7 protein-coding genes are annotated in these 15,070 nt (G+C 35.6%); 1 reads left to right on the top strand and 6 read right to left on the bottom strand.

Features of this window, described 5'->3' with window-relative positions; translation table 11 throughout:
* Positions 1-2: 2 nt before the first annotated feature.
* The 3 genes from ruvA to L1276_RS10850 all read right to left on the bottom strand — a co-directional run bounded on the left by ruvA (position 3) and on the right by L1276_RS10850 (position 3,537).
* Positions 3-584, bottom strand: a complete 582-nt coding sequence (gene ruvA / locus L1276_RS10860; RefSeq protein WP_253787630.1) for a Holliday junction branch migration protein RuvA — start codon at positions 582-584, stop codon at positions 3-5.
* A gap of 80 nt (positions 585-664) precedes the next feature.
* Positions 665-2,956 carry an NADP-dependent malic enzyme gene (locus L1276_RS10855; RefSeq protein ID WP_253787628.1) on the bottom strand — a complete coding sequence of 764 codons (2,292 nt, stop codon included), beginning with the start codon at positions 2,954-2,956 and terminating at the stop codon, positions 665-667.
* Positions 2,957-3,111: 155 nt separating this feature from the next.
* Positions 3,112-3,537 carry a CBS domain-containing protein gene (locus L1276_RS10850; RefSeq protein ID WP_253787626.1) on the bottom strand — a complete coding sequence of 142 codons (426 nt, stop codon included), beginning with the start codon at positions 3,535-3,537 and terminating at the stop codon, positions 3,112-3,114.
* Between the two features lie 547 nt (positions 3,538-4,084).
* Between L1276_RS10850 and L1276_RS10845 the strand changes: the two genes are divergently transcribed.
* Positions 4,085-4,408 carry a hypothetical protein gene (locus L1276_RS10845; RefSeq protein ID WP_253787624.1) on the top strand — a complete coding sequence of 108 codons (324 nt, stop codon included), beginning with the start codon at positions 4,085-4,087 and terminating at the stop codon, positions 4,406-4,408.
* A gap of 52 nt (positions 4,409-4,460) precedes the next feature.
* Here the strand turns inward: L1276_RS10845 and L1276_RS10840 are convergent, their stop codons facing one another.
* The 3 genes from L1276_RS10840 to L1276_RS10830 are packed head-to-tail and all read right to left on the bottom strand — an operon-like array spanning position 4,461 to position 14,899.
* A complete protein-coding gene (locus tag L1276_RS10840) occupies positions 4,461-6,461 on the bottom strand; it encodes an OmpA family protein (protein WP_253787622.1) in 2,001 nt (666 codons plus the stop codon).
* A 10-nt stretch (positions 6,462-6,471) separates the two neighbouring features.
* Complete coding sequence (locus L1276_RS10835) at positions 6,472-7,383, bottom strand: type IX secretion system membrane protein PorP/SprF (protein ID WP_253787620.1); 912 nt, start codon at positions 7,381-7,383, stop codon at positions 6,472-6,474.
* Between the two features lie 52 nt (positions 7,384-7,435).
* Positions 7,436-14,899: an HYR domain-containing protein gene (locus L1276_RS10830; protein ID WP_253787618.1), complete on the bottom strand. Its 7,464-nt coding sequence runs from the start codon at positions 14,897-14,899 to the stop codon at positions 7,436-7,438.
* Positions 14,900-15,070: the final 171 nt, after the last annotated feature.

Raw genomic sequence — 15,070 nt, 5'->3', positions numbered from 1 at the left:
TTTTATAAGCTTTTTAAAGCCTTTTTGATGATCGTTTCTACAGTAGCTTCCGGATCTTCTTTCACGATTTTTTCTACTACTTTTTCAGAGGCTTTACGAACGAATCCTAAAACTTCCAAAGCAGATAACGCTTCATCTCGATTTGTATTGTTTTGGACAACAGAAACTTCATCCAAATCGTACAACTTTAACACTTTTTCTTTTAAATCAAGTATTACTCGCTGTGCTGTTTTGTTTCCAATGCCTTTTATAGACTGTATAACACCAACATCTCCTGAGGCAATGGCATTGATAATTTGTTTAGGCTCTATAGACGAAAGCATTGTTCGTGCAATGCCGGCTCCAATTCCTGAAACAGACAACAACATTCTAAATATCTCACGTTCAGACTTTTCTATAAACCCATATAAAGTATGCGCATCTTCTTTAATTTGAAGATGCGTATACAATTTTATAAAATCAGCATTCGGAATTAATGAAAAAGTATGTAAAGAAATATTTACGTGGTATCCCACTCCACCGCAATCAATTACTACTTCTGTGGGATTTTTTTCAACTAACTTTCCCTGCAAATGTGCTATCATAATATAATTTATAAGAACCAAATATAATTAAAAATGCAATAAAAATAGGACAATTTTATTTGACCCTTATTTTTATTACTCTATTGTGCCAATTTGTTCTTTTTGCTTTCTTTTTCCTGAGCGTCAATAACCGCAATTGCTGCCATGTTTACCATTTCTTCAACGCTTGCTCCTAATTGAAAAATGTGAACCGGTTTATTTAATCCCATCATAATTGGCCCGATAGAAGCTGATTTATTCAATTCTTTCATCAACTTATATGTAATATTTGCTGACTCTAAGTTAGGGAAGATCAGTGTATTTACTTTCTTTCCTGCTAGTTTAGAGAATGGAAATTTCTCCTGAAGCATTTCTGAATTTAAAGCAAAATCTGCCTGAATTTCACCATCTACGACCATCTCAGGGTGATTTTTATGTAAATACGCCACAGCATCTCTTACTTTTGAAGCATTTTGATGTGTTGATGAACCAAAGTTTGAATACGAAACCATTGCAATAACAGGTTCAATTCCGAACATTTTTGCTGTTTTAGCCGTCATCAATGCGATATTTACTAAATCTTCAGAAGTTGGATTAATGTTTATAGCCGTATCTGATAAAAACATTGGCCCACGAGAAGTTAACATCATGTTTGCTGTTGCAACAAGTGAAGCTCCAGGCGCTTTTTCAATTAATTGAAGCATTGGTTTTACAACACTTGGATAACTTCTTGAATAACCTGTAACAAGAGCATCTGCTTCTCCTTCGTTTACCATCATGGCTGCGAAGTAGTTTCTTTCGCGCATGAATTTTTGAGCATCAAGTAACGAAACACCTCTGCGTTCTCTTGTTTCCCAGTATGAATTTGCAAATCGGTTACGTCTTGCTTCTTCTTCGTTTGTTTTAGGATCGATGATTTCCAGTTCAGCATCAAAACCTAACTCAGCTTTTAATTCTAAAATAGTTTCTCTGCTTCCTAATAAAACCGGAATACCAATTCCGTCTTCATGTACAATTTGTGCTGCTTTTAACACATTTAATTGATCAGCTTCAGAAAAAACAACTCGTTTAGGATCTAATTTTGCACGGTTTGTAATTAAACGCACCATTTTATTGTCATTACCCATACGTTCCAGAAGCTTGTCTTCATAAGCAGCCCAGTCTGTAATAGGATTTTTTGCTACTCCAGATTCCATTGCTGCCTTTGCAACTGCAGGCGCAACAACAGTAATCAATCTAGGATCGAATGGTTTAGGAATGATATATTCTTGTCCGAAACCTAACTTCATTGCTCCGTAAGCTACGTTAACCTGTTCTGGAACTGGTTCTTTTGCTAAAATAGCCAATGCTTTTACAGCAGCCATTTTCATAGCTTCGTTAATTTTTGTAGCACGAACGTCTAACGCTCCTCTAAATATATAAGGAAAACCTAAAACGTTGTTTACCTGATTAGGAAAGTCAGAACGGCCTGTAGCCATAATAACATCTTTACGAGTTTCTACAGCTAAATTATAATCGATTTCCGGATTTGGATTTGCCATTGCAAAAACAATCGGGTTTTCTTTCATTGTTAATAACATTTCAGCTGACAAGATATCTCCCGAAGATAATCCGATGAAAACATCTGCTCCTTTTACTGCTTCTGCTAATTCAATTTTAGGACCGTCAATTGCATATTTTAATTGTAAGTCTGAAAGTGCAGGATTGTCTTTTGTTAAAAGCCCTTTACTATTAAACATTAAAACATTTTCGACTTTTACTCCTAATAAAACATATAAGTCAGTACAAGCAATTGCAGCAGATCCTGCTCCGGAAACTACTACTTTTACATCTTCGGCTTTTTTTCCTGCTAATTCAAGCGCGTTGATTAAAGCCGCAGAAGAAATAATTGCTGTTCCGTGCTGATCATCGTGCATTACCGGAATATCTAATTCTTCAATTAATCTTCTTTCGATTTCAAAAGATTCCGGTGCTTTGATATCTTCAAGATTAATACCTCCAAAAGTTGGAGCAATATTTTTTACAGTCTGAATAAATTCTTCAACATTTTTTGTATCAACTTCGATATCAAAAACGTCAATATCCGAGAATATTTTAAACAACAAACCTTTTCCTTCCATTACAGGTTTTCCTGCTTCCGGACCAATATCTCCAAGACCTAAAACAGCTGTACCGTTTGAGATTACGGCAACTAAATTTCCTTTTGCTGTATATTTATAAACATCTTCAATGTTTTCTGCAATTGCTAAACAAGGCTCAGCAACTCCCGGCGAATAAGCCAGCGATAAGTCTCTCTGGGTTGCATATTTTTTTGTTGGAACTACCTGAATTTTTCCTGGAGTTGGCTCTGCGTGGTACAGTAATGCCTCTCTTTTTTTACTCTCTTTGTTCATTATTTTTAGCTTTTATTCTAGCTTACAAAGATATAAGTCTTAGTTTAAAATGGGACGCTTTTACTGCTTTCTTTTGTTAAAATATAAAAATGGCAGAATCAAAAAAAATAGCCCGATTTGAAACGGACTATTTTAAAAAGTTTTTATAGAAGTATTTACTGTGAGATATAAGTGTTTAAATGATGAATGGTGTCTTTTTGAATTTCAATAATAGCCTTAACAACATCACTAATCGAAATTATTCCTACCACGATTCCGTTTTCTAAAACCGGCAGATGTCGGATTCTTTTTGTACTCATAAGTTCCATACAATCGTCAATATTATTTGAAAGCAAGACTGTAAAAACATTGCTTTCCATAATTTCATGCACAAATGTTTCTTTGGAGGATTTATCTTTTAAAACAATTTTTCGAGCATAATCCCTTTCAGATAAAATTCCTTTTAAATCGGTTCCGTCTATGACCAGAATAGCGCCGATGTTTTTATCGCCCATTACTTTTAAAGCTTCATAAACAGTTGTTGTTGAACGTACCGAAAAAACATTTTTCCCTTTTGCGTTTAGTATTTGATCTACAGTCATATCTGAAAAATTTTAGTTTTTATAAAGTTATAATAAAAACAAATACGATGTGCAGCGAAATCGATTTTTTAAAAACATAACTATCTCATTTTAAATAAAATACATTGTTTTTAGAGTTTTCAAAATTATACTTTAACGGGAGAAAAAAATTACAGGCGTTTTTTGTGGAAAATTAGATTTTTTAACTTTTGAGATTTTGATTGAAATAAAAAAGCACTGCAAAGTAAACTTCATGTTTAAGGGGAAATCTCCGCGAGAAGCTCGACAAAGATTGGATTTTAACTGCGAAGTTACTTGAGAAGATTTCTCCTCCGTCGAAATGACAAGATTGGGGAATTATTGTGGTAAAATGGTTTAGAAATAGTAAAAAATATTAACACGACATATATGTCGTGCTGTCTTTTTTCACATTTTAATAGATTTGTTTCTTTAATATTTTTAAGAAAAATTCTACTTTAACATATTATGGTATGTTAAAAATTAAATCTAAAAAGACCAACTTGCATAAAACAAAACGAAATAATTTACAATCAAAAAATATCGTATTATGGAAACCAATGAAATTAAAAAATTAGCATACTTAAAAAAATTAACTGCCAGAAACCTCAGTACTTTAAAACCGTCTAATGACAATACAGGAACTTATACAGCACAAATTAAACTTTCAAATTATTCTGAACTAGGCTGTGTTATTGCTGAAATATTAAAACTATGTATTGTTGCGCTGGATCACGAAGCACATAAGGCTTCGAATACCATTAAAACCTCACCAATTAATGTAGCGCTCATTTTAGAAATGGTCTTAGAAATGTTTCCAACGGATGAAATGGAAATATTAGACGAAATTCTAAATTCTTATAATGTCATATAATAAAAAAGGCTTTCTGAAATATATTTCTAGAAAGCCTTTTTTATATGTCAAATTACAAACTTGTAATTATAAACTCGCTTCGTCGGTTTTGCTGATGCTGTTGTTCTGTACATTTTACACCATCGGCACATTTATTTACTAATTGTGTTTCTCCAAATCCTTTTGCGGTTAATCGGTCTGCATTAATTCCTTTGCTTACCAGCCAGTCTTTGGTAGACTGCGCTCTTTTATCTGATAAAATCTGATTGCTTTCTGAAGAGGAACGACTGTCTGTATGCGAACGAATATCAACTTTAATTGTTGGATATTGGTTTAACATATCAACCATTTTTTGCAATTGAGGTTCAGACGTTTTTTTGATTGTGGCTTTTCCTAAATCAAAAAAGTTCATCGGGATTTTTAATAATTTCCCTAAATCGGTTCCAACTGCAATGGTAACTTTAACCGGTTTAATCGAATTATTGGTTTTTATTACAACCGGAATTGCTGTTATTGGTTTTGGTTTCTTTTCTAAAGCTATTGGCAGAGAAGCAGATCCTGTTGCTTTTTTCAGCGTTATCGAAACTTCTTTAAACAAATAATCTTCTTTAGATGTTTTGATATAGTATTTTTTACCGCATCTTACATTCGAAAAAACATAATTTCCGTTGGCATCAGATTTGGCTTCAATGGCAGTTTTACCTGTTTCATCAAATAAAATCAAAGCAACATTTGAAAGTTTTTCGTTTGTTTCCTGATCTGTAATTATTCCGGATATTTGCTGTTCGCAAATTAATCTGCGGTTTTCTGTAAATCGGTACACATCGTCAAGTCCGTGGCCGTTTGCTCTGTTTGAAGAGAAAAAACCATTTCTGTTTTTGCTGTTAATGATAAAAGCAAAATCGTCTTGTTTGCTGTTAATAGGTTCTCCAACATTTTGCACTTCCTCAAAAGTTCCTTCTTTGGTTATTTTAGAAACATAAATATCGAGTCCGCCTAAACCCGGTCTTCCGTCACTGGCAAAATAAAGTTCGTTTTCATCTGAAATGAAAGGAAAAGTCTCTCTTCCTTCGGTATTAATTTCCGGTCCTAAATTTTCTGGTGTTCCATAAGCTCCGTTTGAAAAAAGACTTACTTTATATATATCCGAAAGTCCTAACGTTCCCGGCATATCTGATGCAAAATATAATGTTTTTTCGTCTACACTTAAAGCAGGATGCGCCACGCTGTATTCGTCGCTGTTAAAAGGAAGTTCCTGTACTTCTTTCCATTCGTTATTAATTAAAACTGCTTTATATAGTTTTAAAAAGGTAACCTTATTTTCGTTTTGTTTTCTTTTTCTATCTACTGAATTATTTCTGGTGAAATACATCGTGCGTCCGTCTTTTGTAAAAACCGGAGTAGACTGATTGAAGTTAACCTGTAGATTTTGTTTATGGAACAACATTGGTTTTCCAATGCTTCCGTCAGGATTTAAATCTACGGCGTATAAAGTCGAAATGGCTTTATTTGTCCATTTAAAATTCTTTTTGATTATTGAACCTGTATCTCTTGCTGATGTAAAAACTAGTTTATTATCTAAAATAGTGCTTCCATAATCTGAATCTTTTGAGTTGATTCCGGCATCTGCAATATCAAAACGTCCTGAATTTGATTTAATATCTTCTAAATAATTTCTGCTTTTTGAGAATAAAACGGCTCTTTTATCTGAAGGTGCTTTTTGGGAGAATTTCTCTAGAATTTCATCGGCTTTAGCATAATTTCCTTCTGATTTTAAGCACTGAGCATATTTATACAAATAGTCTGCTTCCTGATTTTCATTGATGCTGAATAATTCCTGATAGTATTTTAAAGCGTCTTTTAATTCGCCAATGAAATAATAGGAATTGCCGAGTCTTTGAAATATTCTTTCTTCTCTAACTCCTTTTTCAACTAATTTTTCATAGGCTTTTATAGCATCCGCGTAAGCGTAACTATCATATTTTTTATCTGCATTTTTTATACTGGCCGTTTGGGCATCTGCCATGAAAAAGCAAAAGAACAAAAAGGGAAAAAGTATTTTTTTAAGCTTCATAATTTATCGATTAAAAGAATCTTGGTGAGGTAAGTTTGCTGTAATTATTAAAGAAATCAAAACGAAGGAAAATCTCGTGCGATCCTGAATTGTATTTTCTTAATTGTGTGGTTTCATGATCGTAACCATATCCTATATACATTCCTTTTGTAACCTGAAAACCTGCCATAGCACTTACCGAAGCACTCCAGCGATAAGCAAGCCCAAGAACAAACTTATCATTAAACATAAAGTTACCCGAAACATCTATTTGTAAAGGTGCCCCTTCTACCATTTTGGTCAATAAAGCCGGTTTAAATTTTATATACTCTAAATGATCCAGATTAAATACATAACCGGCCATGAAGTAGTAGTTTATTTTTTCTTTGAAAATGGCTGTATCATTATCATCATACCGATTCGTTTCGATAAAATTAGGAACTGATAATCCTAAATAAGCACGATCTGAATGCCAGTAAATTCCGGCTCCAATATTGGGCGTAAACTTATTTTTGATGTCCTGAAACAGTTCGTCGTTTTGATCTTCATAACTTAATTTACTTGCATCAAGATTAAAAAGATTTGCTGTTGCCTTGATACCAAACGAAAGTTTAAATGATTCTGATGTTGGAATGCTGTATGACAAATCTGCCGATAATGTGTTTTCGTTTGTTGGCCCGATTTTATCGTTTACCAAAGAAACTCCTAATCCTAAATTGCTGTTAGTTAAAGGTGTATTTACAGAAAAAGTACTTGTTTCCGGCGCTCCGTCAAGACCAATCCATTGTGTACGATATAAACCAAAAACGCTCAGTACGCCACGAGAACCTGCATAAGCGGGATTTATTTCGATCGTATTGTACATATATTGCGTGAATTGAGCGTCTTGCTGCGCTGAACACACAATAGTAAAAAACATAAAAATTAAACCTAATTTTTTCATCTTAAAGATTTTAAAAAAACGGCTCAGCTTGTGGTAAGCCGTTTGTATTTTTTTATTTATTAATGTATAAATAACCTGATGTTTCGTGAGGATTTGAATCGCTGTCTTTGTATTTCAGAATATAGAAATAGGTTCCTACCGGAAGTCCTTCTGACTGTTTCATGGTTGTGCGTCCAAATGAATATCCTTTAAACACTCTGTCGATATTGTTATAATGATCTACATCAAAAACCAGAACGCCCCAACGGTTGTAAATTTCTACGGTATTTTCAGGATAACATTCTAATCCCTGAATGTAAAATCGTTCGTTTTTCTGGTCTCCGTTTGGAGAAAAGGCATTTAGAACTTTGATTTTACATCCGTTTAAATCTAATACTGTTGGTTTGTCTCCATCAATATTTTCGTAATCAGAGTTGTCTTCTACAGTAATTCCTCTTGCACTTTTTCCTTGTACACTTGCCTGATTACTAACTTTTCCGGCGTTAATATCTGTTTGTGTTATTTTGTACAGCGCCAAGAAATTTGTATCGTTTGACTCGCCAACATTTAAATCTAAAGCCTGTCCAGAAACAACAACTCCCGGCAGAAGATCTGTAATCGTGATTCCGGTTAACGGTACGTTTCCTGTATTGGTTACCGTAAACTTATAACTGATTGTTTCTCCTGCATTTGCAATTGTATTGTTGTTTTCGTCATTGAATACTGCAGTTTTAACCAGTGCAATTGCCGGAACTTCTACAAACACATTTAATGTTGCTGTGCTGCAGTTTGTATCGTTTGCTTTCTCGCAAACCTGATATACAATTGCGTAAGTTCCGCCTGGTGTATTTGGTTTAACATTTACAGTTCCGTCAGCATTAAATTCGAAATTTGAATTTCCTGACTGGTTTTTAATAAGCACATCAACCGGATTAATTGGCTGTCCGTTTAACAGGTCATTATCTAAAACATTTACAAATTCAAAAGAACCATTAATTCCATCAACCGCCACAAGGGCATCATCTGTTAAAACAAGTGGCTGCAGAGGACTGACTGGAGCAACTGAATTTAGCACCACAACATTTACAACTGCCTGACTGCAGTTGTTTGAGTTCGAAGCATCGCATATTTGATATGTTAATTGATATGTTCCTGATGGCGTTCCCGCTTTTATACTTACTGAACCATTTGCATTTAAAATTAAATTAGCATTTGGAACCAATGTGTTCAAAATAACATCTGCAGGATTAATTGTTAATCCATTTAATTTATCATTATCAAAAATATTCGTTCCTGTGTTAGCTCCTTTGCTTGTATCTACCGGACCTGCTGTATCATCGTTTGCAACAATTGCAAAAGTTGGTCTTGCATTACATTGTGATGTTGCAGCAGGATAACTTACCGGAATACTGGCTGTTGGGTTTACAGAGAATTCCATTGTAACTCCTGTTTTGGTATTTTCGAATCCGTCAGCACCTTCTGTCCATTGACCATTTGCTAATAACCATCCAGGCCAGTCTACTCCATTTCCGTTTCCATCGATAACCGCTCCCGGCCATAAAATAGTACCACTTAATGGCTGATCTATTTGTGTTGCTACAACATTGTTTGCGCTGTCAATCCATTTAATCGTTACTAGATTATTTGGCGTGAAATTATCTGCCACAACTTTATACGTTACGTAAGGAACGTTGTTTGAGCAAAAACTTTCAGCCGTAACGGTTATTGTTGGCTCTTCTACTGTAACTTCTACCTTACCTAAGCTGCAATTTGTTTGATTTAATACTTCACAAATCTGATACGTTAATTCGTAAGTCCCTCTTGGTGCATTTGCTCCCAATGTAACTGTCCCGTCAGGGTTTAATGTTAAGAATCCTTTTGGATCTGCAATTTCTACAGAAAGTTTTACATCACTTGGTAAAAGTGGCAATTCGTTCTTCGTATCATTATCAAAAACATTCACAATTGTTTGCGGCTGATTTATTCCTACAACCGATGGAATGCTGTCAGGATTTGCAACTAATATTGCTCCTGTAACTTCAACTGTGCTTTTTGCAATATCACAGTTTCCTATATTTGTTACTTCGCAAATACTGTATTCAATTTCATAAGTTCCAATTGGCGTATTAGCCGGAACTGTTACTCGTCCGTCTAATTCTAATACAAAACCTGTTGGAAGATTTACTTTTGATAAAATAACTTCTCCTTGATTAGATCCAATGGCTGCCTGAGTCCCATTTAGTTTGTCATTTATAATTACCGAAACTGTTGTTGTTCCGCCAATACTTCCGTTTACTGATCCTAGGTTTTCTCCAACAGCGTCGATTATTGGCGCTGTAACGGTAACCTGAACTTTATTTGTACTGCAGTTGGATGGATTGAAAAGCTCACAGATTTCGTACGTTAGTTCATAATTTCCTGCCGGTGCATTGGCTCCTAAAATTGCTTTTCCGTCGGCATCAATTGTCAAGAATCCTTTCGGGTCTGTTCCCGGAGTCAGTTTAACTTCTAACGGATCTAGTTTTGATCCATTTTTAGTATCATTATCAAAAACATTAATAAGTGTTTGTGAAGCGTTTCCTCCAACTACTGAACCAACTGCGTCTAGGTTTGCTGCTAAATCTGCTGCGGTTACCACAACCGTTGATGTTACTGTCGAACAGTTGGTTGTTGGATTATTATTATCGCATATTGTATATTCAATATCATAATTTCCTTTTTTAACTCCTGCGCTTACCGTAATAGTTCCGTTGGCATTAATCGTAAATCCTGTTGGGGCAGTTGCTGTTAAAGTAACTTGTCCCGGATTTGATCCAATAACGGCCTGAACTCCGTTTAGCTTATCAAGTCCAATAAGTGAGGTTGTTGTACCGCCGATTGTTCCGTTGATCGGGCCTAAATCTTCTTTTATCGCAAGGATTGCAGGCGCTGTAACGGTAACCTGAACTTTATTTGTACTGCAGTTGGATGGATTGAAAAGCTCGCAGATTTCGTACGTTAACTCATAATTTCCTGCCGGTGCATTGGCTCCTAAAATTGCTTTTCCGTCGGCATCAATTGTCAAGAATCCTTTCGGGTCTGTTCCCGGAGTCAGTTTAACTTCCGACGGATCTAGTTTTGATCCGTTTTTAGTATCATTATCAAAAACATTAATAAGTGTTTGTGAAGCGTTTCCTCCAACTACTGAACCAACTGCGTCTAGGTTTGCTGCTAAATCTGCTGCGGTTACCACAACCGTTGATGTTACTGTCGAACAGTTGGTTGTTGGATTATTATTATCGCATATTGTATATTCAATATCATAATTTCCTTTTTTAACTCCTGCGCTTACCGTAATAGTTCCGTTGGTATTAATCGTAAATCCTGTCGGAGCTGTCGCTGTTAAAGTAACTTCTCCCGGATTTGATCCAATAACGGCCTGAACCCCATTCAATTTATCTAATCCAATAAGTGAGGTTGTTGTACCGCCGATTGTTCCATTGATCGGGCCTAAATCTTCTTTTACCGCAAGGATTGCAGGCGCTGTAACTGTAACCTGTACTTTATTCGTACTGCAGTTGGATGGATTGAAAAGCTCGCAGATTTCATACGTTAACTCATAATTTCCTGCCGGTGCATTGGCTCCTAAAATTGCTTTTCCGTCGGCATCAATTGTCAAGAATCCTTTCGGGTCTGTTCCCGGAGTCAGTTTAACTTCTGACGGATCTAGTTTTGATCCGTTTTTAGTATCATTATCAAAAACATTAATAAGTGTTTGTGAAGCGTTTCCTCCAACTACTGAACCAACTGCATCTAGGTTTGCTGCTAAATCTGCTGCGGTTACCACAACCATTGATGTTACTGTTGAACAGTTGGTTGTTGGATTATTATTATCGCATATTGTATATTCAATATCATAATTTCCTTTTTTAACTCCTGCGCTTACCGTTATAGTTCCGTTGGCATTAATCGTAAATCCTGTTGGGGCAGTTGCTGTTAAAGTAACTTCTCCCGGATTTGATCCAATAACGGCCTGAACCCCATTCAATTTATCTAATCCAATAAGTGACGTTGTTGTACCGCCGATTGTTCCGTTGATCGGGCCTAAATCTTCTTTTACCGCAAGGATTGCAGGCGCTGTAACGGTAATTTCTACAGTCGCTGTATTGCAATTTGAATTATTTGCAACTTCACAAATTTTATAGTCAAATGAATATTTCCCTACTGGTGTATTTGGTTTAACAGTAACTTCTCCAGTTGTAATATTAAAAGTTAAAACTGAAGGTAATGTAGACGCTAAAGTTAAGACAACTTCATTTTTTACTACTGCATTACAATTAAGCAAATCGTTTGCTAAGACATTTGAAACTGCAATTCCTCCTTCATATCCGTTAACCGATGCGGTATCTTTATTTGCTGCAATAGGACCAACAACTTTTACTGTCTGAGTACAAGTTTGTGTATTTCCTGCTGCATCTGTCGCTGTCCAGGTTACCGTTGTATTTCCAATTGGAAAACTTGACGGTGCGTTATTTATTACAGTTACTGTTCCTGTACAATTATCTGATGTTGTTGGAGTTCCTAAAGTTACACCTGTTGCAGTACATGCATTGGCATCTGCAGAAACCACAACTGTTGACGGACAAGTTATTGTTGGTTTTTGAGTGTCGTTTACCGTTACTGTTTGAGTGCAAGTTTGTGTATTTCCTGCTGGATCTGTAGCCGTCCAGGTTACTGTTGTATTTCCTAATGGAAAACTTGACGGTGCATTATTGACTACGGTTACAGTTCCGTTACAATTGTCTGATACTGTAGGCGTTCCTAAATCTACACCTGTTGCCACGCAAGAATTCACATTGGCAGAAACCACAACTGTTAACGGGCACGTTATTGTTGGTTTTTGAGTATCGTTTACTGTTACAGTTTGAGTACAAGTTTGTGTATTTCCTGCTGCATCTGTCGCCGTCCAGGTTACCGTTGTATTTCCAATTGGAAAACTTGACGGTGCGTTATTGATGACAGTTACTGTTCCTGTACAATTATCTGATGTAGTTGGAGTTCCTAAAGTTACACCTGTTGCAGTACATGCATTGGCATCTGCAGAAACCACAATATTTGAAGGGCAAGTTATTGTTGGTTTTTGAGTGTCTTTAATAATTACTTTTTGAGTTGCTGTTTCAACATTTCCGTTTCCATCGCTAAAACTCCAAGTAATAGTATAGGTTCCTTGAGCATTATATGTTAATGGATTTGTCGTTGTTCCAGTCACTGTGCCTGCACAATTATCTGTTGTAGTTGGAGCTGTTACTGTTACTGAACACTGTGCCGTTATATCTCCTAAAACAGGTTTTACGGGTTTATCTGTATCACTAACTTTTACTATAGAAGCAGCAGAAGTAGTTTCACATCCTGTAGAAGAATTTGTAACTTTAACTTTATAATCTCCATCAGAATTTACAACTAATTTAGATGATGTTTGTCCAAAAATTACAACATTATTTTTATACCAAACATACGCTGGTGATGCGGCATTGGTTACCGCAGTTAAAGTAGTCGTAAAACAAGCCGTTAATGTGCCTGTTATCGAAGCAGTTGGTAATGGATTTGGTGTAGTTGAAACACTAGCACTGTTATTAGTAGTATTACTGTCTACTGTTGTTCCAGGTAATGCTGCAGTATTAGTATAAACACCAGAAGCATTAACCTTTGCTGCAATTTTTAATGTTTCTGTAACTCCTCCATTTACGTCTCCAATACTCCAAATACCAGTTGTCGCATTGTAATTTCCTATCGTTTGGGTTGAACTAATAAATGTATAACCAGTAGGAAGTAAATCGTTGATCGAAACTCCCGTCGCATTGTTAACGCCTAAATTGCTCAATTTTATTGTAAATTCAACATTTGAACCCACGCATGGAGTTGCATTGTCTACCGTTTTAGTAACCCCTAAATCAGTACATAAAGTAACCGAAACAGGTTTAGATTGTGTCTGAGCACCACATGTTAAAGTTGAAGCAACTGAATAAGCACCTGTTTTTGTAGCTGTATAAGTATCTAAATTTGCTCCTGATATAGCGACGCCGTTTAAATACCATTGGTAAGGAGCAAATCCTGTTGGTGTTTTTAATGTAGCTGTATTATTAGTACATCCTCCACCTGATATATAAGTAAAGGTTGGATCTTCAGGCTGAACAGCAAAATTTGAGAAAAATCCTGCCATAGAGAAACCTCCATCTTGCTGTACTATTGAAACGGTTAATTTAGCGTTACTTTCGATAGAAAGAAAATCTGGACTTCCAATTTGCTTACTATTAAAATTAATTAAATACCAGCCTGTTGAACCTATTTGATAACGTGGTGTAACACCAGATATATTAGCGATATTATTTCCATTTACATTTACAACCTCTGTACCGCTTCGCAAAAGAATATATCCAAAATAATCTAATGTTCCAGTACCATAATTTCTAAACTTTGCCGTCTCTATAAAATTAGATCCACCACATTCAGAAACTGGTGCAATTGTAGAAATATCTACTTCACATTTTTGGGCAGTTCCAGAATATACTGCAACTCTCTCGCTTGCAACAATATGAGACGCAGTAAAACTTACGTCTTTAACACCATTTATAAAAGTGTAAAAGTCTCCCGCTTTTTCTAAGGTTACAGTAACCGGAGTTCCTGATAATGAACCTGTAGTTGTGTAACTTTCTACTGTTACTTTTGTTTTGTCTTTTGTAGCCACTACAGTAGTTTGTTCTGCGGTATTATTTCCCGTTCCTCTTTCAAGAAAGTATTCTGTTCCTAAAACTGCTTCAGGAGGAATTTGATTATAAGCCCCGTCTCCACATCCGCCTGGAGTGTCAATTGCCGCCGAAGTATTCATAACTACAGGGTTTGAAGATTCTACCAGCGTACCTATAGGTGCTGTAAACAAATAACTTTGTCCGGCACTTAAGGTTGTCGTTACTACATTATTTATCTTTATAGAAGTACCATTGCTTATAGCCATCACGCTATATATTGGGCGTTGATCTCCATAACTATTAAAATTTCCAAGCGATCCATCTCTATAATATCCAACTCTAAATCGAATTCCTATTCCTGCATCACCAAAACTAGTTAATGCAGCATTTCCTTTGATATCCTTATCACTTCCGTCACCACCTAAAGCATCAGATGCAATATTTCTTAAATTTATTGAGACAGGTTTATCCCCTTTAACTAGTAAACCTGCAGCATTTAAAACAGTGTTTAATGTAAATGCCGGTGCATCTTTAGGGAGACCTGCGAATCTATAAACAGCCGGAGTACCTTTTATAGCTGTCAGATTAGTCACTAAAGTTCCATCACTTTTTGATACGGTAATTTTTACTGTACTTGTAGAGTTAGTTGCAATAACTATTTCATTTGCTTTACTAAAATACTGCCAAGGAGCCGGAGCAATGTAGTGTGTATTATAAAACTGAGCAGAAGCACTACTACTGATTAAAAGAAAGAATAAAATAATAAAATTTGATTTAAAAAACTTAAACCAATTAAAAGTAGAGTTACGCATAGACAGACTCGGTATTAATTTGAGTAATAGAAATTATTGCTGAAATCCCAGAACTGGCTTTCAGGTTATAAACGAGATACGAAAAAATTGAAGGGATAGTTTTTAGATTATTGAAAATAGTTTTTTCAAAATCAAGAAAGTAATAATACAGCGTTTTGACCATAATGTTTA

This window comes from Flavobacterium sp. HSC-32F16 (genome assembly GCF_024171645.1).
Lineage (GTDB): Bacteria > Bacteroidota > Bacteroidia > Flavobacteriales > Flavobacteriaceae > Flavobacterium.
Note: the sequence above shows the minus strand (reverse complement) of the source record. Positions and strands in the feature narration are given on the sequence as shown.